Here is a 22,491-nt window from a genome sequence, read left to right as displayed (position 1 = left end):
CCGGCGCCTGGTACACGTACGAGGGCGACCAGCTCGGCCAGGGCAAGGAGAACGCCCGTAACTGCCTCAAGGACAACCCCGATCTCGCCGACGAGATCGAGAACAAGATCCTCGAGAAGCTCGGAATCGGGGCACCGGCGAAGGCCGCAGTCGCCGCAGAAACGGGCGACCTCCCCGTCCCTGACACTGCCCGGACCCCGGCGGGAGACACCGCCTGACAGCCACGGGCACGGACCGGTCATCAGATACGACGGCGAGGCCCGCCGCGCACTCCGGGCGGCGGCACTGGCCGGGAGCACCGCAGACCAGCGCGGCGGTCAGGCAGAGCCGCGGCGTTCAGGCTCACCGGGCACGGCAGGTCCTGAGGTGGCTGAGGAGCGATGCCCGCGGCCACGTCCGCGAGATGAAGGGCCGGGACCTCGTCGCAAACGCGACCACCAGGAGACCATCGCTTTCGCGCACGTCAGCGCAGGAGGTGGGCGGCCTGGACTTCGTGGAGGTGGATGACGATGTCGTAGGAGCGGCCGAGGGCGGAGGCCGGGTCGTCGCTCGACCAGTACAGGCCGTAGGAGCGGGTGGGGCGGGCTGCGGTGAGCCAGGTGCGGACTGCCGCGGGTGCGGTGCGCAGGTCGAGGATGAAGTCGCGGTAGCGGACTTTGTCCAGGGTGTGCTCGTTGTGGCCCTTGGGGGCGGGCGTGACGGTGTATTGCCGGGGCTGCTGTGCGGTGTAGTCGGGCAGGGCGTTGACGGTGCCCTGGTTGAAGGTCAGGCCGATGTTGACGTAGTGCGGGCCGAGTTGGGCGCGCAGGAAGGCGCCGGTGGGCTCGGGGAACTCGTCCGGGTTGTCGCTGGTGTAGGCAATGTGGCCGTTGTTGGAGGCGAGCAGGACGCGGCCGCCCTCGTGCCGCAGCCACCAGGCGGTGTTGGCGGCCATGGCCCGGTCGCGGTAGCGCATGCGCTCGGGGAACTGCTCGTCGGGGAAGGCGTAGCCGGTGAAGCTCTGGGTGATGGCGGTGGCGTTCTGCAGGGCTAGGGCGTGCGCCCGCCGGGTGTCGCGATCGGCCGCGCGGGGGCGGCCGTGCTCGCGGAGCAGTGCCAGGGCGGCGTCGGCCCGATCGGCCTCGGCGCGGCGGGCCGGAGCTCCCTTGGTCAGCTGGCCGACCATCCATGCTCCCGCCTGTGTCCCGGCCGCCGGCTTCAGTCCCGCGTAGAGGTCTTTGATGCGCCCGGCCAGGTCGGGGCGGTGTGCGGCGAGGTAGCCGGTGACCTGGTCGAAGGCGTCGGGGCCCGGGTAGCCGAGGTCGTTGCCCACGAAGCGCAGCTGCGGCCGGTCGGGGTGGGCGGTGTTGTACCGGCGCATCCACCGGATCAGGTCGAGGTACTCCCGGGTGTTCCAGAAAACGTACTGGCCCTCGAATTCCTCCCGCATGATCTGCGCGGGATTGCCGGTGCCGCGGGTGACGTAGGCGTCCAGGCGCAGGCCGGTGCTCCAACTCGCCTCCAGGGCAAAGGTGGTGAAGCCCTTGGTGGCGACGAGATGGCGGAAGAGGCGCTGCTTGAGGGTGAAGAACTCGTGGGCGCTGTGGCTGGCTTCGCCCAGGCCGACGACGCGGGCATCGCCGATCATGCGGCCGAGCCCGTCCAGGTCGTGCAGCGGCCGGGCGCTGCGGTTCAGGTCGCCTATCGGCTCGTCGGCCGAAGGGGTCGATGCCGCGGCGGTGCCGGTGCCTATACCGGCGCCGAGGGTCCCTGCCGTGAGGACGACGGCGGAGGCCGAGCCGAGCAGACGGCGGCGGCTGACGGGGCGGGTGTGGTTCATGACATCTCCTCCGAGTGGCGGGTGCGGCACGACAGTACCCAGAAGTTGGGCGCTCGCACAAGACGCTTGTATAAGACGAACGTATAGTGCGTCCGCGCAATGCACCGGATAGCGTTCCCGGCATGGGAAATCGCGAAGACCTACTGGCAGGGGCCAGGCGCTGCCTGGAGGAGAAGGGCTGGGCCCGGACCACGGTGCGCGACATCGTGACGGCGGCCGGCGGCGTGAGCATGGCGGCCATCGGCTACCACTTCGGCTCCCGTGAGGCGCTCTTGAACGCCGCGCTCGTCGAGGCGATCGACGAGTGGGGCACCCGGATCGGCCGTACCTTGTCCTCCTTCGGCGAAGCCGGAAGCAGCCCGGTTGCGCGCTACGAGGCGATGTGGGCGCAGATCATCAAGTCCTTCCAGGAGGACCGGACGCTGTGGCTGGCCACGCTCGAAGCCCTCCTCCAGGCGGAACACTCCGACGATCTGCGCCGCTACCTGGCCGGTAGCCAGACGCAGGGCCGCCGGGGTCTGGCCGCGCTGCTGCTCGGCACACCCGAGGACGAGGTCGGCGACACCGCAGCCCGCACCCTGGGCGCCGCGCAGATGGCCCTGTTCACCGGGTTGATGACGCAGTGGCTCACCGACCCCGACCAGGCCCCCGACGCCGCTGAAATCGTCGCGGGCCTGCGCACGCTCACCGGCATCGTCGACGCACCCGAGTAGCCAAGGCGTCGACAGGGCCACCTGATTGATCGCGTTTGCGGTGCTCGTAGGATGCCGGGATGCGCAGGCCGGAATCAATGAGTCGCCGTATGTGGGCTGCCGTGTGGGTGGTGTTGTGCGTGGCGGGCCTGGCCGCCACCGCTGGACTGAACGCCTCGTCGGCACCGGAAGCGCCGTCCGGGAAGCCCGTCAGCGCCGAGTGCGCCAAGTACATCGCGGACATCGAGCGAAAGTTGGCCAAGGCCGAGGAGGAAGGCGAGGGGGACGGAGTGCTGGGTTTCTCGCGAATGCGGGTCGGCACCGAGGACGACTGCGGCGAGGAGTTCCGCAACCACTTCGGCGGCGATCGGTGAGCCGCGGTACGTGGCTCGCCACGGTGGCAGGGCTGACCGTCGTCGGCGCCGGGCTGGCCGTCGCCGTGGGGTCAGCGTCAGATACGGAGCCGCGGCCCGCGCCGCCGCGCGTGTACTCCTCCTGCCTGGCAGCGAACACCAGGCCGATGCCTGCGGACGCTGATCCTTGCGACGGCCGATGAAGAGCGGCTGTGCGACTGACCACCGCAGGACGGCAGGAACATCCAGGAACATCCGGGGCGGGTTGCAACTGCAGTCTGATGTCACCGGGTTGCGCCTCGCGCGCAGCCGACGGCCCAGCCCAGGGGCGACCTCAGCCAATAGGCGCTCGCCTCGTATCCTCCGCGCATGACCGATGATCCGTTTCAGCGTCGGACCACCGCGGCCTCCGGCCTCCGTGCGGGGTGTCGGTATTCAGGGCCGGACTGTCACGGCTGCCGCGGCCGCGGCCAGGATGCGGTGGAGGACGGGGACCGGGATCGCCGGGTTGGTGACCGCTGCGCAAGCCGTGTCGCGGTCATGCAGCAGCCCGGCCAGAATGCTGGCCGGCAGCCGCGGATTGCGCACCGCGGTGCCGCGGACGTAACCCTCCGGGTCGTTGAGCAGCAGCACCGCGTCGGCCGGTGAGAGCCGGGGGTCCTCGGCCGCGCGGCGGCGTACCTCGGCTTCGGGGTCCCGTGCCAGGCGTGCGACGTCGGCCGGTGTCGACTCCGGGTCGTCCAGGGCCAGGCGGCGCCTACCGTTGAGGTCGGCGACGTAGTGCAGCAGGCCCGCACGGGGGAAGTTGGGGTGGCTGCGGGGCCGGTCGGGGTGGCTGAAGCTGCCGTCCCACCAGCGCCAGACTTCCAGCAGCAGGTCGGCCGGCGCGTCCTCGCACGATTCGGCGAGGAACAGGCGGACCACCCGGTCCTCGTCCCGGGCCAGGCGTGCCACGACATCGGGCGGGAGGTGCCGGGCCCGGGCCACACTGCGCCGGACCAGCGGGTGGGACGAGGTGGCGAGACGGCGCATCGCGTCGGCGTCGCCGTGCAGGTCCTCGACCCAGGACAGGGTGTGCGACATCGACGTCGGGTCGAAGTCGTGGCGTATCGCGGCACGTTGCTCCTCGGTGAGGTAGTGGCGCAGCGCCACCGCGGAGCGGATGTCGTCCTGCGGGTCCTGCGCCAGCACGGCGACGCCGTGCGCTCCCAGGCCCGGGGTGGCGGCCAGCGCCCGACGTACCTCAGCGTCCCCGTCCCGGACCAGCTCCGCCTCCAGTTCGGGCGCGAGGCGGCACCGATCGAGCGCCTGCCGCGGGTCGGGCAGGGCGGCGAAAACCTCGCGAGGCATGGGCAGGCGGGTGTGGTGGGCGAGCAGCGCAGTCGTCCGTACGGCGTCGTCGGTGTCGGTCAGCAGCCGCTCCCGCAGCGGCGCGGCGAGGTCCTCCCACCGGGCACAGGCCGCCGCCCGCACCCGAGGATCGGCGTCGGCCGCGAGGCCGGGGAGGTGCTGTGCGGGGAGACCCGGGAGTTCGGCGGCTGACGCGCGGGACGGGCCGGCCGGGAGGTCGTCGTACAGGTCCCGGGGGAGTACGGTGCCCCAGATGCAGGCGCGCTCCGCCCAGAGCACGCGCCGATCCGGCGATGGCTCGGCGCGCACCAGCTGTACCCACTGATCGGACGTGAGCTTGGGCCGGAAGGTGTCGGCGGGCCTGGACCGCACCCGCGGATCGGGGTGCGACAGGGCGGCGTCGAGGACGGCGGGCCGGTCGCATCCGTGAAGGAAGCCCTCCTCCACATCCAGCAGCCGGATCAGCAGTTCGTCCGGTGCGGCCGGATTGGACCCGATCCCCTTCGCCCAGAGCAGAGGCCACGCATGTCGGCCGGGCACCGCCGCCCACGCCTCTGCGCGCTCGGTCTCCGTCTCTCGCCCGGCGGCCGCGGCGGACTCCTCCAGCCGCTGCGGCAGTCGGTCCAGGGCCGGCGCCCGGGGCCCGCCCGCGCCGGGCACCTCGGTCAGCAGCACCTGCCCGTCGAGGGAGAGCGCCACGAACCCGGGGGCGCTGGTCAACTCCGGCACGCCGCCGTGGGCGTAGCGGACCCGGGTCCACCAGGAGTCGTTGCCGCCGATCCGATGGCCAAGGGCGGCGAACAGGAACTCGCCGTCGGCATCTGCAAGGCGGTGCCACCACGCGGCGTCGAGCGCTTCCCGGACCACGCCGTCCGGCGCCGCGATCCCCCGCGCGATCCGCCAGTCGGCCTCCGGCGGGAACAGGCTGCCCGGGCGCATGTCCTCGACGACCGTGAGTCCGGCGCACAGGAGCAGTTCGTGGAGTTTCTCTCGGTGTTGCACGCGGTCATGATCCGCGCTGACTCGCGGGGGGACAAGGCCCTCAGCCCGGTCCCGACCGGCCCTCACCCGCGCATACGTCATCGTCTGCGATGTCGTTCGGCGGGTCCTGGCGGGAATTTCGTGAAGTGCTCACGGCAAGTCAGGTCCTCGGAGCCATGCGATGACGGTCTGGATGGGCGCGAAGCCGAGGTGAGGTGAGTTCCAGGGCCCGGTTGTCGCGTCCTGCGCTCATGTGGTCGAGCCAGCGTTCGTACCAGTCGAGGAAGTCGGTGGCGGAGGAGACGTTGGGGCCCCAGAATCCGTCGCTGTTCCCGATGAGGACGCGGCCGGTGAGAGGACCGGTCACCGCAACGACGCAGACATCGGTGCAGCCCATTTCGATGACGTGGAGGAAGAGGTCGCGTTCGTGGGCCTCTGGACCTGCGTCGTCGAAGCCGCGGGGCGCCCCCGGTTCCCCGCGCGGATCCATGACCAGCAGGGAACACCGCTCCAGCGGTATGAGGCCGTAGAACGGTGCCGCGCCTGAGCCGCCGATGTGCGTGAGGAACTGCCGGTAGGCGTCGGGCAGGACGATGCCGTGTTCGGCCTCGAACGCAGCGACGCGTGCTTCGGTCAGCCTCGGACCGAGGCGGAACTTGTGTTGCTCTTCTCCGAAGGAGTGGCTGCGCAGCGGTTGGAACGGCATCGCGGCCAGCTTGCGACGCAACCGGGCTATGCGGGGATCCATGGTGCATCTTCTCTCGTCTCCGGCACCCTATGGGCGGCTGTGGCCAGCTGGCCAGGAGAATCCTCTCCCGCAGGAGAGCGAAGCCGACCCGGTCGGGCGTCTGGCGCTTGAACATCTTGGTCCGGTTGATACGCCGTTCGACGACGTCGCAGCTCGAGGGCGGGGAGAGGGGAGAGAGGACGGCGAGGACGGCGTCCCGGTCACGATCGATGCCTGCGGCGAGGGTGTGGAGGCTGGGCGGGTCGTTGCACCGGAGGGCGTCGCGGGCGTCGAGTGCCACGCAGTGGTGATGTTCGCTGAAGTCCCGCTGAGGAGTGCCCCCCTGCATTCCCGTCGAGGTCGCGACCGCCCACTCCATGGGACCGGGCGACCGAGCTCCGATTGTCAGTGGGGCAGACGACAATCCCTGCATGACCTCACCCCAGCACCTCCAGGGCCTCCTCGCTGATTTGGGACTTGAGGAGGCAGCCACGTTCACGGCCGTGCACGGCCGTGACGAGGACGCTGTCATCCGGCTCTTCGGCGGCAACGCCGAGCAGTGCCGCCCCCTGCGACTGGAGGAACTGCGCGAGCACTACGAGGGGGATCTCATCCTCGTCTCCCGGTCAGGACCTGCCGTCATCGTCGTGGAGAACAACAACTACCAAGGATCTCGTGAGGAGGTGCTGCGTCCGCTCTCCCGGCACGGACGCACCGCCAGCGCCTACTGGAACGTCAACGCGGTCTCCCGACTGAGCCTGGCCGAGGGCGGACTGATCTCCTCCGCCTTCGAGATGCTCGCGCCCGAGAGCACATTCGGCGCGCGCCCCGACGCCTGGCAGCCCCTGCTGGAAGGCCTGGATCTGGACGACGACCATCTGTGGGGCGTCGGTCTGGCGGCTGTCGAGCGCGCGACCGGTGCGCGCTTCGACACTTCTTGGGTACGCGGCCCGCACCGCGCCGTGCAGATCACGCGAGTGCCGGAGTACCTGCTGGGGCAGGGACTCATCGACTCGCCCCTGCTCAAACGGGAGCCCTTCATCAGCTATCTGGCCGGCCCGGGACCCTCGCAGCTGGAACCTATGCGGCGCCACGCCCTGGACCTGGCCCTCGCACATGCCGACCTGCGCGAACACCCCTTGGCCGTAGCAGCACTTGCAGCCGCCACCCTCGCGGTTGATGCGAGAGTGCGGCTGCGCGAGGACCTCACAGCCGCACACGACCAAGCGCTCCCGAGGGGTCGCGCGCTGCTGATCGGCGAGCCGGAAGACTTCGAACCCGAGTGGGAACGCCCCTCCCACCTCGTCTTCCGCCAGGCCATTGTCTTCGGTGTCCTCGCCCAGTGCGTCGCTGCCCATCCGCCCACCCCATCGGAGGGACTCCCGGACATCCTCGACTCCTTGGTCACGGCGATGACCGGGGACGGCGCACGCGTCGAGGAGTTCTGGATGGTCAAGCACCTGCACGACGCGGCACGAAGAGCAGCCTGACCCGCAGTAGTGGCCGCCTGCCCGGCTACTCCGGCGAGATCTGTGCCGACGCGTGCGGCCACCGCAGCGTCGCCGTTCTGGCGAGCACGAACTTCGGTATCAAGGAAGGGGGGAGCCGCGACAGTGGACTTCGGCTTGTCCCGCAAAAGATCTTCGAATCGAGCTGGATGGGGCGCGGACCTGCTGGTGTGAGCGGTTGTGCTCCTGCTTCCAGTCGGGGAGTTCCTCGCCCTTGCGCCGCCGGTGGGGCATGACGAGCCCGGTGCCCGGATAGCCGCCATCGGCGATCGTCATCGTCTTCCCGACGGCGGCTTTGGCGCCGGATTGTTGGCGTCGACCCCCTCGCGACGCAGCGCCGTCACCAGTTGCATGAACTGGCGCGAGTTCAGCCCGGAGACCGGGGCTATCCAAGACGGCTCCGGCGCCGTGATCACACCAACCACAGCAAGATCATTCCACCGCGACTGATCCCTCCAGCCCGTGGGGGCGGGGTCCGGATACGCAGGCAAGGACGTCGCGGACCGCTTCCCGCAGGCTGCCGAAGTGACGATGCACGCCGTCCACCGCCGCAGGGGCGTTGACACCCCACACCGTCATCCCGGCACGCAGCCCGGACTCCACCCCGGAAGGGGCGTCCTCGATGACCAGACAGTCCCCCGGTCGGGCACCAAGTCGCGCAGCTGCCTGCAGATACGGCACCGGCGACGGCTTGCCTTCCTCCACGGTGGCCGCATCCACGAGGACTTCCGGCACCGGCAAGCCCGTCCGCGCGAAGCGTCCACGCACCCGGTGCTCATAGTTCGAAGTCACCAGCGCCCAGGTTCCGGGCTGTAGAGCACTGAGCAGCTCCGAGGCGCCGTCGAAGGCCGTGTAGGCGCCGGAGCGGACGTCCTCGTCCTCCAGCTCGTGCAGTGCGGTAAGGCACTCCCGAGGGTCCCGGTCCGGAGCGACCCGCACGAAGGTCTCCATCGGCCTGGTCCGCAGAGCCACTTGGTAGACCTCATCGGGGTCCAGTCCGTATCGCTCGGCCCACGTGCGCCAGACCAGGCGCTGATTGTCCACGGCGTCGATCAACGTGCCATCGACGTCAAACAGGACATACCTCGTCGCACCAGACCGGCCGGGTTCACTGATCACGCTTCGATCATGCCATCAGGCCCTGAGCAGGCAGTTTGCGGGACAAGCCTTAGTTCAGCACGCTGGAGTCCTCGGTCATGAGCAACTGCTGGGCAACGAGCTGCGAGCGGGTCAGCTCGAGCAACCGCCCCATCCAGTTCCGTCCCCGACCATCGGGGACGTCTCTCCAGAAGGGTGAGTCCGAGAGACCGGTGTAGCTGATCCTCGCGTCCCCTGTGGAGAGGAGGACACGGGCGAGTTCGGGGTGCTGGGTGAACTTCGCGCGAAGGAGCTCCGCCATGACCGCGAGCCGAACGTCGGGCCAGTCACTCCGTTGCGTTGCCCGGCCACCCAGGTCATGCGCTTCTCTGGCCGAGGCCGCATCCCGGATGCTGCTTCTGTCAGAAACATCGGCCGCCGACAGCGCCCAGTACCCATGCAGTACGGACGCATAGGACTCTCCGGCGACCATGATCTGTGCAGGGAAGTCGTTGCGGAGAACGAACAGGCCCGGCTGCTCGGGCCATCCTTGCGGGTAGACGGTTTCGTGCGAGATGAGAGCCGGTCGGCCGGGTTCCGAAGGATCGTCGGCATGCTGGACGACTCGCCGCTCCTGCTCGCTCTGGACTCCCTGGTCGGCGCGGCGGAAGTAGTCCAGGGCATCCTGGTGCATCTCCGCCGTCACCACCGGGCCATCGCCGTCGACGGCCTCACCAGGGTTCGTGAGCAGGATTCGCAAGGGACGGTCCTGACGGTCCATGTCTCCGAGGACATAGATCCGCAGATGCGGCGGGACTGACAGATATGCCGCTCGCAGAAGCTCTCGATTGGACTCGGCCGGCTCCTGCTGAAAGCGTCGGATCGCATCCCGGCAACGTTGCCCGGCAGTTGGTCGCTCATTGAGTGCTTCGATGCGGTCAGCGACTTCCAGAAGAAATCCCTCTGGTGTCAGCGGTTCGCCGTGACGAGAGGCCCATTTCGATCGTTCGTCGGCAAGTGGTGGATTCTCAGGGTTGGTTACCGCCAATCGGCCCGTCGCCAGCATCTTCTCGAGGCTGGCCAGGTCCGTACGTTCTCCGCAGGTGATCGCTCCGTCGGCGAAGACAATCAAGTCGTCGAGGTAGTACTCGCCGCCGGGGCGATACCGCCGCCAGACGTGGCACCAGGCCCCGTCGATCCTCTCCCCATCCACCATCCGATATGTCGGTCCCCGCCACGTCATGAGCGCAACGCTATCGCCTGCGAGACGATCATGGGAGTGTTCGGTGCGCTCGTCGAGGAGCGCGTCGTGCAGGCGGCGGCCGATGCGGGCTTCTGGGCCCGGATGGCCGGTGGTAGTGGCTGTTACCGGGCGATGCCGGTGAATGGTGGCGGCATACCGCCGTTGTCGGCGAGGTACTGCAGGATCGTGGCGATGGCTGCGGCCTGCGCGAGAATCCACGCCATCTGGATGGATATGTAACGGATTTGGTAGATGGAACGCAGCAGGCTCAGACGGCTGCGCCAGTAGGGGCGTTCGCCGCCGAAGGTTTCCAGGTCCATCATGACGCCGGTCAGTGTGAGGATGAGGAGAATGGCCGCCGCGGCGAAGGCGAGCGATGTCTGCTCCTCGTCCAGGGCCCAGTTGCCCAGAGCGAACAGGCCGATCGGTGCGGCGTATGCGACGGCGAGCGGGATGGCTTTGGACGGGCCGCGCCGCCCGGGCAGGTCCTGCCACAGTGCTCCCAGCAGGAAACCGGCTGCGGCGTACCCGATCTGCCACAGTACGAGTTGGGTGAGCACCTCCACCAGGCCGAAGCGGTCGTGCAGGGTGCTGGTCAGCGACTCCCCTCGGAGTTGATTCGTCCATACCAGGGTCATGCTGAACGGCAGAGCGATCGGCTGGGTGAGCCGCGCTGCCCTGGATCCGTTGCCCCACCAGGTGGGACAGGGCCCCAGCGCCAGGGCGGCGTCTACGACGGAAACATCACGGGGCAGCCGGTCGCGGCGCCCCGGCGCTGTGTGCCAGCGGTGCAGACGGCGCAGACTCGACTCCAGGGCACGTCGGGCCCCGATCGCTTCCTCGGACGGGTCCTGCTCGAGGGACCGCAGTTGGGCGTGAAGTTCTCGGTACCGTCGCGCTCGGTGGAGAAGCCCGGCGCGGTGGGACGCGCACAGAGAGGTCGCGAGCGACTCTCCTGAACCCAGGGGGCGGACCGCCACGGCCCGGCTTCTGGTCAGCCGCAGGAGGGCCGTGAGCGCGAGGAAGTAGAGGAGGAACCAGCACCACGCCAGGGCGGAACTGGCGGCATACACGCCGGGCTCCATGGTGGCCATGACCGGGAACAGCAGCAGCAGTAGCAGCCGATCGACACCCTGCGGTCCGCGGCGAGCCAGTGGGGTGTCCGCTGAGCCGGCCACCCGGCTGCGCAGTACTGCCAGGATCGCCAGGCCGCTGGGGATCCACAGCATTGCGACCCACCACCAGTGCCCGGTGTGGGTGAACCAGAGCAGGTCGCCGCGGAGGCTTGCACTGTGCCATGAGCCGTAGCCCCACTCCCACGCGCGTGCGCCGGTGTCGGCCTCCTCGGCCCAGTGCCCGGGGTCGAGGCGAGGGGAGAGCCAACTGGCCCGCGTCCAGTCCCGCTCGCTGGCCGCCGCGTAACAAGCGCCGATCACGGTAACGACGGCCAGAACCCCGCACATCCCCGGTGCAGGCCGCGGGCGCGGGTGCCGTGGCCGCCACAGGCCGCCCTCCACCAGCAGGCGGCGCACCGACAGCGCGCCGCCAAGGAGCGGCAGCAGGAATGAGCACACTGTCGCAACCCCTACGGCCGCTACGGCCCCGGCCCCTGGATCGGGCGGAACGATGAACCGCGTGGGATCAATCCCCAGCGTGCGCGGCAGCACGATCGCGCCCAGTGCCGGCACAGCGGCGCCGGCGCCGAGGCCACTACCGACGAGGACAACGGCGCGGGGCGGGCGGGCGAAGAGCAGCAGGAGCGCTCCGGACATGGCAGACACCAGCCATGCCCAGGGGGCGTGAACGGCCCGCTCCGGCCACTCGTCCGTTGCCTCGAAGGTGCCTACGGAGCCGAGGTAGACGTCGTGGCCCCGGACGACGAGAGTGACGCCGAGCAGCACCCGGACCCAGTGCCGCAGGTTGGCGACGGTCCTCTGCTCCAGCGCGTCGGGGACCCCGTGCCGGGGCAGCGCGATCAGGGCGTACCACACGAACACTACGAGGGTGACGTTCCACAGGACGCCGCCTGCCTCGTCGAGCGCCGCATGCGGTGGAGAGTCGTCCCGGGCCGCCAGGTCGCGCGGCCACGCGGGCTCGACCCGGACAGTGATCGTCGGCACCCCCTCGGCGGCAGCGGGCCGCCAGACCAGCACGCTGCCGCCCTCCCCGGCGGAGGGTTTCGGCACAGCCGACACCGCGCCTTGGCGGCCCGCGTCCACAGTGACTTTCCGCCACAGGGCTCCCTCCAAGGTGCTGGGCGGGCGCAGGCGGATGAGCCATCTGGCCTTGCCTGTCTCAATGGTCCATGGGCCGACGGACAGGTCGGCTTGCTGGTCCAGCCAGGTATGGGCCACTACGCGGACTTGGAGCCACTTTCCTCGAGACGACCCTTGCCCGGACGGGTCGTGTGTGGGAATGACCTCGGGTTCCGCGGACCGCCACTCCTCCCAGCGCGTCTCGACACCGTCGAAATCTCCGCGGACCAGACACCGCATGGCCTTCCGGTAGCCGTCGGACTCCTTGCCGAGCAGCAGACCACCGGCCAAGTCCCAGGACATCGGCAGCGTGAGTTTCACCGTGGTGGAAACCTTGGCATAGGTGCGGGCGTCGTGATCGATACGTGCCTCTGCTTCGACGCGGGCCGATACCAGCGTGTCCGTGTCGCAGGTGCTGTCGGACGCGGCAGCCGCCGATGGTGCGACCCACATCCCCAATAGCATCAGAGTCGGCAAAACAGTGAACAGGGCAGTGAACTGACGTCTTGAGAGCCACGGCTTGAGGCTGCCGCCCGCCCTGAGCGCGAGACGTCTGCAGCACCCCGGCATGTTCCCCCTTGAGCCTGCTCGCGTCTGATCTTCTTCAGCATGCCGCCACGCCACTGGTCCGGCCATACGCTGAAAGGCGTCGAACACCGGCCGAACGCACGTCTCCGTACTTGTGCGAATCGGCAGCCCGATGTCGCAGGGCTGCGCGGCGTACGACCTGGCACCACCTTCTGTCCCTGGCCGCCCGCGCATCGGCTCGCGCTCTCTACCGCGGGCTCCGAGCTCCGGGCTCGGCCGCCGTGCCGCCCCACGTGCGTCCCAGCAGTCACAGGACTAGCCTGAAATTACGGCCATGAGGTCCGTGAGGGCATGGGCCCCGAGATACCCCTACGAGGCCGCCCCCACAGTTACAGGCTTCGGGCCGGCACTTCTCCAACTCGCGGTGCGGGAGGAGGTGTATCACCATGCGTACCTACGAGCGACCCACGCTGACGGCGGCAGGGACCTTCTGGAAGGTCACCGGGATGGCCCTCAAGCGCAAGGGCCCTCCTGACTTCCTCGGCCAGCACAGCATCCTCCGCTGACGTCGCGACGCGACGCCCGGCGGGAAACGGAGCCGAAGTTGACCGGACAGCCAGATGGACGATCGGTGGCGGACGGCAACGCCCGCCACCGGTTTGTCAAAGGGGCCGGACTGGCCGAACTCGCCGCTGTGCCCGCGTGGTTCGTGGCGCTCCCGGACTGCGCTGCGGCCGCAGCCGCCGGGGCGCGGCTGAGCGAGTACGCGCAGTACGGGATCCCGCACCCCTCCGGGCGGCCCTGGCTGCTCGGCGCGGGCCGGGACGGGTTGGCCCTGGGGGAGGGGCGGGAGGCCAAGGTCGCGGTGTTCGGGCAGCACGCCGTCACCGGGGACGACCTGGACCGGATCGCGGGCCGGATCGCGGTGGGCGCGGAAGCGGGGGCGTACGCGGAAAGGCTGGCCGGGAGCTTCCACCTGGTCGCGTCCGCGGGCGGACAAGTGCGGGTGCAGGGGGCGCTGAGCGGGCTCAGGCGGGTGTACACGGCCGAGGTCGACGGCATGACGGTGGCCGCGGACCGGGCCGATGTCCTTGCGTTCCTGGCGGGAAGTCAGGCCGGGGGCGGCGGGGCAGCGATCGACCGCACGCAGCTCGCGTTCCACCTCCTCGACCCCCCGCTTTTGCACCCCCTCACCGACCGCCCCGTGTGGGGCGGCGTGACCCTCGTGTCGCCTGACCACTGTGTGCTGCTCGACCGCGGTGGCCGGGCGCGTACCCTGCCTCGCTGGACACCGCCCCCGCCGGACCTCCCGCTGGCCGAGGGGGCCCGTGCCGTCCGAGAGGCCCTCGAAGCGGCCGTGGCAGTCCGTACGGCGGGTCAGCAGCTCGTCAGCGGGGACCTCAGCGGCCTGGACTCCACATCGGTGTGCTGCCTGGCGGCGGGCCGTACGAGGGTGGTGGCCTTCACCGCTGCCAGTCCCGACCCGCTCGACGACGACGTGGAGTGGGCGGTGCGCACCGCCGCGGCCGCGGGCGGCATCGAGCATCACGTCGTACCGGCCGCCGAGATGCCGTCGATCTACCACGGGCTGCCGGGCATGGACGAGCCGTTCGACGAGCCGTGCGGCGTGATCGCCGACTCGGCGCGGTGGCTGTCCCTCGCCCGCCGGGCCGCGGCCCACGGCTCAACCGTGCACCTGACCGGCTTCGGCGGCGACGAACTGCTCGGCGCCAGCACCAGCCACCTGCGAACTCTGCTGCGGCGCCGCCCCCTTGAGGCCGTCCGGCAGCTTCGGGGCTTCACCGCGAGCTACCGCTGGTCGCGGCGTCAGGTGCTGCGGCAGCTGTGCGACACCCGCTCGTACGGCCACTGGCTGGACGCCGCAGCGGGACTGCTCACCGCTCCCGCGCCGTTTGAGAACGCCCCGACGCTCGACTGGGGGCCGGTGCCGCGGATGCCGCCGTGGGCGACCGGGGACGCCACGGACGCCGTACGCGCACTGATACGGGACGCGGCACCGGACGCCGAGCTGCTCGCCGACCGCCGCGGGATCCACGACGACCTGGAGGGGATCCGGGACGCGGCCCGCCCGCTGCGGGCCATCGGGCAGCTCGCGGCCCGAACGGGGATCCGGCTGGCCGCGCCGTACTACGACGATCGGGTGCTGGAGGCCGCGCTCGCCGTACGCCCCGAGGAGAAGCGCACCCCATGGCGGTACAAGCCGCTGCTACTGGAGGGGATGAAAGGCGCCGTACCCGATGTGAGCCTGGCCCGGCAGAGCAAGTCCCCCGGCACCTGCGACCTGGACGGGGCCCTGCGCAAGCACCGGGCCGAACTCCTGGCCCTGTGGGAGGACTCCAGACTGGCCCGGCTCGGCCTGGCTGATCCCGCCGCGCTGCGCACGCTGTGCGCCCGTCCCCTCGCGGAGTACGGACGTGACCTGCACGGCGCGCTCTACCAGGCGGTGGCCTGCGAGGTCTGGCTGCGCGCCAGGGAGCGGGCGGCCACCACCCCCGACCCGGAGGCGAAGAGCCCATGCTGAAGCTGCGCGACGGCGTGTCCCGCGCCGACACCGACTACGGGACCACCCTGCTCGACGAGGACAGCGGGCAGTACTGGAATCTCAACGGAACGGGAGCGCTGGTACTGCGTACGCTGCTCGACGGCGGGACGCAGGAGCTGGCCGTCGAACGCCTGACGGGCGAGTACGAGGTGGACGCCGACAGCGCCCGCGCGGACGTCAGCGAACTCGTCGAGGCGCTGGACTCCGCCGGTCTCGCGAGAGTCGAGGAGGTGTCAGGGTGAGCACTCCGCAGACCATCGGGCACCGGCCCCGCTCGGTGCCGCTGCCGCGCCGGGTGCTCGCCCGGCTCGCCGTGGGCTGCGCCCGCGCGCTGGCCCACCTGCCGCCGCGGCGGCTGCGGGCCGTGCTTGACCGGGTGCGGCGCGGTGCCCGGGCCGCCTCGCACGCCGATGCCGCCGCGGCCCGGGAGACGGTCACTGCGGTCAGCCTCGCCTGCACCGGGCCCGAGGGCTGCCTGCCCCGCTCGCTGGCCACGGCGCTGCTGTGCCGGGCGCACGGGCAGTGGCCGGTGTGGTGCGTGGGAGCGCGGCGGCTGCCGCCCTTCGGGGCGCACGCGTGGGTGGAGGCCGAAGGCGTACCGGTCGGCGAGGACCACCCGGCGGACTACTTCCGACCGTTCTTCACCGTGCCGTGAGCGACCGTGCCGTGAGCGACCCTGCCATGAGCGCCATGACCCGCTCGGGCCTCCGCGAGGTCTATCGCGTGCTGCGCGGGCACCGACGCGGGATCTGTGCCGCAGCGGCGCTCACCCTGACCGGCTCCGCGCTCGGCCTGGCGCAGCCGCTCGTGGTGAAGAAGGTGATCCAGGCGGCGGGCGCGGGCTCGGCGATCGCGGGCACGGTGGCGCTGCTGATCGCGCTCTTCCTCGCACAGGCGTTGGTGCAGGCGGTGGGACGGTACGTGATGGTGCGCACCGGCGAGGGAGTGGTGCTCGGTGTGCGGCTCACGCTCGTCGACCGGCTGTTGCGGCTGCCGCTGCGCACCCTCGACCGGCACCGCACGGGCGACCTGATCTCCCGTACCGGCACGGACAGCACCGCGCTGCGGCTGCTCATCGCGGAGGGCTTCACCGACGCGGTGACCGGGAGCATCGGGCTGCTCGGGGTGGTCGCGCTGATGCTCTGGCTGGACTGGCTGCTCTTCCTGGTCGTCCTCGGCATGATCCTGTTCGGAGCCGCGCTGCTGACCACGGCGCTGCGCCGGCTCGAAGGCGCCTCCCTCGCGGCCCAGCAGGCCACCGGCACCATGACCGCCGACCTGGAACGAGCCCTGGTCGCGCTGCGCACGGTGCGGGCCAGCCGGGCCGAACGCCGCGAGGCGGCCAGGATCGGCGAGCAGGCCCGCGCCGCGTACGCGGCCGGAGTGCGCGTGGGGCGCCTAGACGCGGTGGTCGCCCCGGCCGTCGAACTCGCCGTCCACGGCTCGTTCCTGGCGGTGCTCCTGATCGGCGGCACCAGGGTCGCGGCGGGCGGCTCGGTCGCGGACCTGGCCGCCTTCCTGCTCTACATGCTCTACCTGGTCGAGCCGATCGGCGCCGTGTTCCAGGCGGTGAGCAACGTACAGCAGGGCTCTGGGGCGCTGCGCCGGATCACCGAAGTCCTGGAGCTGGAAGGAGAGTCGGAAACGGGCCAGGTCCCCGGCACGGCTCCGGCCCCCGCCAGGGGCCCGCTGCTGCAGTTCCGCGACGTGTGGTTCGGCTACGAGCCACACCGGCCGGTGCTGCGTGGGGCCACCTTCGATGTGCCGCAGCGCGGGCACGTGGCGCTGGTGGGCCTCTCCGGCGCGGGCAAGTCCACCGTCTTCGCGCTCACCGAGCGGTTCTACGACCCGGACCGCGGGCACGTCCTCTTCGACGGCCAGGACGTACGCGATGTGCAACGCCACGCACACCGCGCCCGGATCGGGCTGGTCGAGCAGCACTGCCCGGTCCTGCACGGCACACTCCGGGAGAACCTGATGTACGCCGCGCCGGACGCTGACGAGAGGGAGCTGCGGCGGGCCCTGGAGCTGGCGCAGCTCACCGAGCTGGTTGCCCAGCTGCCACGCGGCCTGGACACAGACGCCGGCGAGCAGGGCATCGCGTTGTCGGGAGGCGAACGCCAGCGGATCGCGATCGCCCGCGCGCTCCTTGCCCGGCCCCAACTGCTGCTGCTGGACGAGCCCACGGCACATCTGGACGCGGTGAACGAGGCGGCGCTGCGCCATTCGATCCGGGAGACGGCGAAGGAATGTGCGCTGTTCGTGATCGCGCACCGTGCGTCCACCGTACGGGAGGCGGACGTGATCGTAGTGCTGGACGGCGGGCGGGTGGTGGCGACGGGGCGCCACGGGGAACTCCTGGCCGAGAGCGCCCGCTACCGCGCCCTGTCTCCCGGATAGACATAGCGCTCTACGTGGCCCGTCCGGTCAGATGTACGCCCGTAATCGGTGGAGCCGGTCCGCGGCGTCCCGTACCGTCGGCCCGTGATGATCAAAACGGGCGGCCCCCGCAGTATCGGCGTCCCTGCCTCCGAGGCACGGTTGCACTTCGGTACGGAACTGCAGGAGCTCGGCGGCGGGCCGCGGCGCCGCTTGCTCATGGTCGACGACGAACCTGCCTTCGAGCTCAGCTTCTACTGCGGAACGTGTCCGCTCCTCTTTCGTCGACTGGAGACCGCGAACGAGAAGTTGTCCCTGGAGAGCATGCAGGAACGGCTCCGCGGGCCACTGGACGATACGGATGGCGGCGGCGTGATCGAAGCGTTCGGTGGGTTGCTGCCGGAGGGCGAGTATCTTCCCCTGCTCCTGGACGTGGAACCCCGGCTGGTCATCCCCGGCAAGGAGGGCGACTACTTCAGCGTCGAGCAGGTCACGGCGTGGGGAATCGATCAGTTCTGGGGGCTCCCGGAATACCCGCACACGCCGTACTACCGGACCTTTGAGACCACGGTCGATGCGGACGCCCACCTCTACGAGTTCGTCGTGCCCATGGTTCCCCCGACGTGGAACGAGAGAGAGCGTGTCGAGGAGTACGTCGCGCTCATGGAGCGGGGAACGGTCCCCACGGCGGTGGCGATCTCCACGCTGGACGTGTGCCAGTCCGCCCTCGGCCTGGGAGATGACCCTGCCGCGCACTGGGGCCTGACCCACTTCCTCCTCGACGGCCACCACAAACTGGAGGCCGCCGCCACAGCCGGCCGGCCGGTGCGGCTCCTCTCCCTCCTGACCTTGGGCGAGAGCCTGGCCGGAGCAGAAGACGCCGCCCGGCTGCCTGCCTTGCGCGCACAACCCCGCTCGGCCCGGGCGACCGGATAGTTGGTCACACACCGCGACACCAGCCGCAAACGGCGGTGATCAGTTTGATCAGTCCTTGGATGGTGATCTGCCTGGGCTGGGCGGCTCGTACACTGACGAAAATGGAGGACCACACGGCCACCGGGATCGGTGCGCGTCCGGCGCCCGCCTTGCGGCAGTACGTCGACTCGTACGTCGGCTTCGACCTCCGCGGGCTCCCGGCGGGGGTGCACTGCGGCCCGCCGGGCCGCGCGCTCACTGCGGTCATCAGCCTGTCAGATCCTTTGGAGGTGGCGGCGGGCGTTGACGACGGGTCACCGGCCACCCCGTTCAGCAGCGTGGCCGGCGGTCTGATGTGCCGGTCCGTCGCGATTCACCACGACGGACGCCAGCAAGGCGTGCAGGTAGCGCTGACACCGCTCGGGGCCCGGGCCATCTACGGCATGCCCGCCGCCGAACTCGCCCACCGACTGGTCCCACTCGACGAGCTTCTCGGAGCGCTTGCCGTCGAGTTGGTCGACCGGCTCCGATCGGCGACCACATGGGCGGCGCGGTTCACCGCGCTGGACGAACTACTGCTGCGAGCTGTCGGCCGCGGCGGCCACCGCATGCCCCGCCAACCCCCCGAGGTAACCGAGGCGTGGCGCCGCCTCGTCACCGCGCGGGGATGCGTCCAGGTTGGTGCGCTCGCCGCGGAACTCGGCTGGAGCCGTCGGTACCTCACCGAGCGGTTTCGCGGTGAGATGGGCCTGGCGCCGAAGACCTTCGCCCGAGTCTTGCGCTTCGAGCGCGCGCACGAACTGGCGGCGGCGCAGGACCCGCTCCCGTGGGGCGATGTGGCAACCGTCTCCGGCTACGCCGACCAGGCCCATCTCGTCAGGGACTGGCGCGAGTTCACGGGCCGGTCGCCGACGGCCTGGCGTCGCAGCGAAGTCCTCCTCGAAACCGGGTAGCCGCCAACCGTCTGCCCGTCGCGTCGGCTTCTCTTCCCTTTTCTTCAAGACTGCCCGATCGCCGGCGTGGACGATCGTCGGCATGAGACTCCTCAACCACGCACGCAATGCCATGGACCTGCGCACCACCCCCGTGCACCTCGGACTGGGATCGAGAGCGAAACCCGTCGAAGGCTTCACCTGGGACCCGCAGGTGCTCCAGGCCTACAGCGCCGCGGTCGCGGCAGACGGCGCCGAGGGCCGGATGGTGATGATGTTCGACGGCGACGGGCCCGGCGACCATTGGGAGAGCCACCCTGCAGGAGACGAACTGGTCGTGTGCCTCAGCGGGTCCGTGACGGTCACCCGCGACGTGGACGGGCAGCCCGACCGCGTTCACCTCGGTCCGGGCGAGGCCACCATCAACCCGGCCGGGGTATGGCACGTGGTCGACATGGAGGGGCCGACGTCCATCCTTTCCATCACTGCGACCCTGGGCACCGACCACCGTCCTCGGACCGACACCCCTCCGACCGAACGTGTCGGCACGCCCGGCCCGGAGCAAGCGCCGTGACGACACGCATCGCGTGCCTGGGCGACAGCCTCACCCGCGCGCAGTTCAGCGTCGACTACCTGGATCTTCTCGGACGACGCCACCCTCCCGGTGACGTACAGATTGCCCGTTTCGGAGCCAACGGCGACTTCGCCTACAACCTCTTGCAGCGCCTCGACGCCGTCGTCACGAATCCACCCGACGTGATCACCGTGCTGATCGGGACCAACGACGCCCGGGCGAGCCTCGCCGACTACCCCCTCGAGCAGGCCATGAAGCACAAACAGCTTCCCGATCGCCCGTCGGCAGGCTGGTTCCAGCAGTGCCTGGGAGCCGTCGTCGCACGGCTGCGAGCGGAGACCGACGCGACGATCGGTCTGCTGTCGCTCCCGGTACTCGGCCAACAACTCGACGCAGCAGCGGCCCAGGCGTCGCAGGCGTACAGCCGGATGATCGCCGAGGTCGCCGCCACCAACGAGGTGGCCTACCTTCCGCTCCACGAACGCCAGATCGAAGAACTGCGCCAAACGGACCCGCCGCCGATCCCCTACCGGGAGGTGACGCCCGCAGCGGCCGTCGGCGTCCTCCTCCAGCACGCAGTGCTGCGCCGCAGCCTCGACACGATCTCGCGGCGGCGAGGTCTCGTGCTCACGACCGACCAGATCCACCAGAACAGCCGCGGCGCCACCCTTATCGCCGAGGTCATCGACGCCGTTCTGCTGGCCCGGAGCGCGTAACTGGTTCCGGCGCCCGGCCAGTCGGATGCCATCTACCGCGCGGAGGTGGCATCCGATCCGGGCGGTCAACGCATACGCTATCCGTCTCGTGTGGTTGCGTCACCACCGCGAGGGCACGAGCCGGTGGCCCTGTCGATGACAAGGAGGATCAGGCACGAATTTGGTGAGAGCACGGCGCGCTGGGCCCCTCTGGTCCACAGACTGAAGTCATGCGAGTAGAGAGCGTCGTGGGGAGTCTTGCTGTCCGGTTCGGTGTGACGGTCGGGACGGTTGCTGCCGCCCCGTTCTTGCTGGTCGCCGGGGCTCCACTGCGCTACCGCCTGCTGCGTCATCTCTGCCGCGAGGACGGGCCAGGGGCTCTGACGCTTGCGCACCTTGATGCGGTTGGCCCTGCCTTCGACCGGGCCGGAGTTCCGGCCCGGGGTCAGTCCGTGGGGCACGGCTTACCAGTCCTTTTCCAGGCCGCGCCCGGCGGTGTTGTCCGGGCGGGCCTACAGCGTCGGCCACGCGGGGCTGCTCGCCTTGCGGGGCTCGGCACGGAGGCGCAAGCCGATCCGCCGGGCACGGGAGGGCGGGGGAGAGGGCGAGTTCGCACCGGACCGTGAGGCAGGCCGGGGTCTGCGCCGGCGGTCGGCCGGCGGGCACCGGCAGGTGCACGGTGTACGTCAGGGTCCGGCCCACGGGTCAGTCAGTACCCGCCGCTATGTTCACCGTATGAGACCCGAGATGCTCGACAAGATGAATCGGTTTCGTGCGAAGGCGCTCGCGGGCGGTGTCCCGTCCGCCGGGGTGGAGAGGTGGCTCGAGGCCGCCCGCCCCTGCGCCACCCTGGCATCCACCGTGGAGGGGCCGGTCGTGGGTCACTTCGGCGGGCCGAACCTGCTGCCCGCCGATGCTCCTCCACTCCCGGCAGGACTGAACCTGATCGCGATGCTGGACCTGGCCGCGCTGCCCGAGGACGCGACGACTCTCCTCCTGCCCCGCGAGGGCCGACTCCTGTTCTGTTCTTCGCCCGGCTCCATCCCGAGGACCTCGACGCTTCCGGCCAAGTGATATACGTCCCCGCCGGAACGCCCCTGGAGGAACGCCCCGGGGACGGCGACTACGACCGCGCCCAGTTGCGACTGACGTACGACGTTTCCCTGCCGGACAACGAGGTGCTGATCGACCCCGCCGAGCACCCGCACGCCAAGCAACTGCGCCAGGCCTGGTCTGAAGTGCTGTACGAGGACAGGCACCATCGCGAGGAGACGCATCTGCAGATCGACGGATACTCCAGGGACTCCTACGGCGAGGACGATCCCATTACCGCGTCCGCCGCCATGGCGGCACTGGGGGCAGGAAAGCCGGAGGGCAGGCGGGCCAGCCCGTGGGCACGGCCCCGTCCGGACGACTGGGCGCTGCTGGCGCAATGGTATGGCGGCGCCTTGGACTTCGGGAACTTGCGCATCGGCGGTGACGTCTTCTGGACGATCGCGAGGAAGGACGTGCAGGCCCGGCGCTTCGACCAGGTGACCGTCCTGGGATGCTTCGCAGGCCCGTGAGCTCCCGTGAGTACCTGTGAGTTGATGTCCGATTCCGGCTGACGCTGGCGGCCAGGATGCAGGTCGCGGCTTCGGCTGCAGGTTTCTGACGATGTCGCCGGTGGCGGCTTCGGTGAGGGTGTCGGGTTCGACGAGGCGTTTTGAGCTTGGCCTGGTTGCCCCCGGGCGTTCTTCGGGACTCGGCCTGCCACAGTCGTCCCTGCAGGCCGTTGCTCCAGTGCCTGCTCATGGCCGATGCGATCGACAATCTGGGCTGGGCGGCCTTCGACCGGGCCGGAGTTCCGGCCCGGGGTCAGTCCGTGGGGCCGGGTGCGAAGTAGACCAGCGCGGCAGCG

General features: G+C 70.3%; 20 protein-coding genes and 2 pseudogenes. 15 read left to right on the top strand and 7 right to left on the bottom strand.

The annotated features are described in order from the left end of the window. Window positions 1-218, top strand: a pseudogene (locus tag IE226_RS40475) (recombinase RecA); the annotation flags it as partial. A 245-nt stretch (window positions 219-463) separates the two neighbouring features. On the opposite strand, the gene IE226_RS40470 reads toward IE226_RS40475, so the two are convergent. Further along, window positions 464-1,819, bottom strand: a complete 1,356-nt coding sequence (locus IE226_RS40470) for an erythromycin esterase family protein (RefSeq protein WP_190086524.1) — start codon at window positions 1,817-1,819, stop codon at window positions 464-466. 122 nt (window positions 1,820-1,941) lie between these two features. Here IE226_RS40470 and IE226_RS40465 point away from each other — a divergent pair, with 122 nt between their 5' ends. Beyond that, on the top strand, window positions 1,942-2,532 hold the full coding sequence (locus tag IE226_RS40465; protein WP_190086523.1) for a TetR/AcrR family transcriptional regulator: 591 nt from the start codon (window positions 1,942-1,944) through the stop codon (window positions 2,530-2,532). An 89-nt stretch (window positions 2,533-2,621) separates the two neighbouring features. After that, a complete protein-coding gene (locus IE226_RS40460; RefSeq protein ID WP_229871884.1) occupies window positions 2,622-2,885 on the top strand; it encodes a hypothetical protein in 264 nt (87 codons plus the stop codon). Window positions 2,886-3,299: 414 nt separating this feature from the next. Here IE226_RS40460 and IE226_RS40455 read toward each other — a convergent pair whose 3' ends face one another. Then, window positions 3,300-5,216: a hypothetical protein gene (locus IE226_RS40455; RefSeq protein WP_190086521.1), complete on the bottom strand. Its 1,917-nt coding sequence runs from the start codon at window positions 5,214-5,216 to the stop codon at window positions 3,300-3,302. 139 nt (window positions 5,217-5,355) lie between these two features. Further along, complete coding sequence (locus IE226_RS40450) at window positions 5,356-5,943, bottom strand: SMI1/KNR4 family protein (RefSeq protein WP_190086520.1); 588 nt, start codon at window positions 5,941-5,943, stop codon at window positions 5,356-5,358. 410 nt (window positions 5,944-6,353) lie between these two features. Here IE226_RS40450 and IE226_RS40445 point away from each other — a divergent pair, with 410 nt between their 5' ends. Then, complete coding sequence (locus tag IE226_RS40445) at window positions 6,354-7,412, top strand: DUF6461 domain-containing protein (RefSeq protein ID WP_190086519.1); 1,059 nt, start codon at window positions 6,354-6,356, stop codon at window positions 7,410-7,412. A 171-nt stretch (window positions 7,413-7,583) separates the two neighbouring features. On the opposite strand, the pseudogene IE226_RS40440 reads toward IE226_RS40445, so the two are convergent. The 4 genes and pseudogenes from IE226_RS40440 to IE226_RS40425 form a co-directional block, all read right to left on the bottom strand. After that, window positions 7,584-7,742 (bottom strand): annotated as a pseudogene (locus tag IE226_RS40440) (IS5/IS1182 family transposase); the annotation flags it as partial. Between the two features lie 120 nt (window positions 7,743-7,862). Beyond that, the gene (locus tag IE226_RS40435; RefSeq protein WP_190086518.1) at window positions 7,863-8,549 is read right to left on the bottom strand and encodes an HAD-IA family hydrolase; all 687 of its coding nucleotides are present in this window, start codon (window positions 8,547-8,549) and stop codon (window positions 7,863-7,865) included. A gap of 49 nt (window positions 8,550-8,598) precedes the next feature. Then, window positions 8,599-9,750: an NADAR family protein gene (locus tag IE226_RS40430; RefSeq protein WP_190086517.1), complete on the bottom strand. Its 1,152-nt coding sequence runs from the start codon at window positions 9,748-9,750 to the stop codon at window positions 8,599-8,601. Window positions 9,751-9,872: 122 nt separating this feature from the next. Further along, the gene (locus IE226_RS40425; RefSeq protein ID WP_190086516.1) at window positions 9,873-12,458 is read right to left on the bottom strand and encodes a DUF6185 family protein; all 2,586 of its coding nucleotides are present in this window, start codon (window positions 12,456-12,458) and stop codon (window positions 9,873-9,875) included. Between the two features lie 521 nt (window positions 12,459-12,979). Here IE226_RS40425 and IE226_RS44565 point away from each other — a divergent pair. The 11 genes from IE226_RS44565 (at window position 12,980) to IE226_RS40375 (ending at window position 22,156) form a co-directional block, all read left to right on the top strand. Further along, window positions 12,980-13,099, top strand: a complete 120-nt coding sequence (locus tag IE226_RS44565) for a keywimysin-related RiPP (RefSeq protein ID WP_229871883.1) — start codon at window positions 12,980-12,982, stop codon at window positions 13,097-13,099. 65 nt (window positions 13,100-13,164) lie between these two features. Beyond that, window positions 13,165-15,075 (top strand): asparagine synthase-related protein, encoded by a 1,911-nt coding sequence (locus IE226_RS40420; protein ID WP_229871882.1) that lies wholly within the window; start codon window positions 13,165-13,167, stop codon window positions 15,073-15,075. Continuing rightward, complete coding sequence (locus tag IE226_RS40415) at window positions 15,069-15,338, top strand: lasso peptide biosynthesis PqqD family chaperone (protein ID WP_190086515.1); 270 nt, start codon at window positions 15,069-15,071, stop codon at window positions 15,336-15,338. The genes IE226_RS40420 and IE226_RS40415 overlap by 7 nt, the downstream gene beginning before the upstream one ends. Further along, window positions 15,335-15,751, top strand: coding sequence for a lasso peptide biosynthesis B2 protein (locus IE226_RS40410; protein ID WP_190086514.1), 417 nt, complete (start codon window positions 15,335-15,337; stop codon window positions 15,749-15,751). Before IE226_RS40415 ends, IE226_RS40410 begins: the two co-directional genes overlap by 4 nt. A gap of 26 nt (window positions 15,752-15,777) precedes the next feature. Beyond that, the gene (locus IE226_RS40405; protein WP_190086513.1) at window positions 15,778-17,496 is read left to right on the top strand and encodes an ABC transporter ATP-binding protein; all 1,719 of its coding nucleotides are present in this window, start codon (window positions 15,778-15,780) and stop codon (window positions 17,494-17,496) included. A gap of 87 nt (window positions 17,497-17,583) precedes the next feature. After that, on the top strand, window positions 17,584-18,411 hold the full coding sequence (locus tag IE226_RS40400) for a hypothetical protein (protein ID WP_190086525.1): 828 nt from the start codon (window positions 17,584-17,586) through the stop codon (window positions 18,409-18,411). A gap of 101 nt (window positions 18,412-18,512) precedes the next feature. Next, complete coding sequence (locus IE226_RS40395; RefSeq protein WP_190086512.1) at window positions 18,513-19,343, top strand: AraC family transcriptional regulator; 831 nt, start codon at window positions 18,513-18,515, stop codon at window positions 19,341-19,343. A gap of 82 nt (window positions 19,344-19,425) precedes the next feature. Further along, window positions 19,426-19,896 (top strand): cupin domain-containing protein, encoded by a 471-nt coding sequence (locus IE226_RS40390; RefSeq protein ID WP_190086511.1) that lies wholly within the window; start codon window positions 19,426-19,428, stop codon window positions 19,894-19,896. Continuing rightward, complete coding sequence (locus IE226_RS40385; protein WP_190086510.1) at window positions 19,893-20,612, top strand: SGNH/GDSL hydrolase family protein; 720 nt, start codon at window positions 19,893-19,895, stop codon at window positions 20,610-20,612. Before IE226_RS40390 ends, IE226_RS40385 begins: the two co-directional genes overlap by 4 nt. A 714-nt stretch (window positions 20,613-21,326) precedes the next feature. Then, a complete protein-coding gene (locus IE226_RS40380; RefSeq protein WP_190086509.1) occupies window positions 21,327-21,665 on the top strand; it encodes a hypothetical protein in 339 nt (112 codons plus the stop codon). Then, entirely contained in the window at window positions 21,662-22,156 is a 495-nt protein-coding gene (locus IE226_RS40375) for a hypothetical protein (RefSeq protein ID WP_190086508.1), read from the top strand. Before IE226_RS40380 ends, IE226_RS40375 begins: the two co-directional genes overlap by 4 nt. Window positions 22,157-22,491 lie beyond the last annotated feature (335 nt).

It is taken from the genome of Streptomyces longisporoflavus, assembly GCF_014649775.1.
Lineage (GTDB): Bacteria > Actinomycetota > Actinomycetes > Streptomycetales > Streptomycetaceae > Streptomyces > Streptomyces longisporoflavus.
The sequence above is the reverse complement of the archived record's forward strand: the minus strand, read 5'-3'. Positions and strand labels throughout refer to the sequence as shown.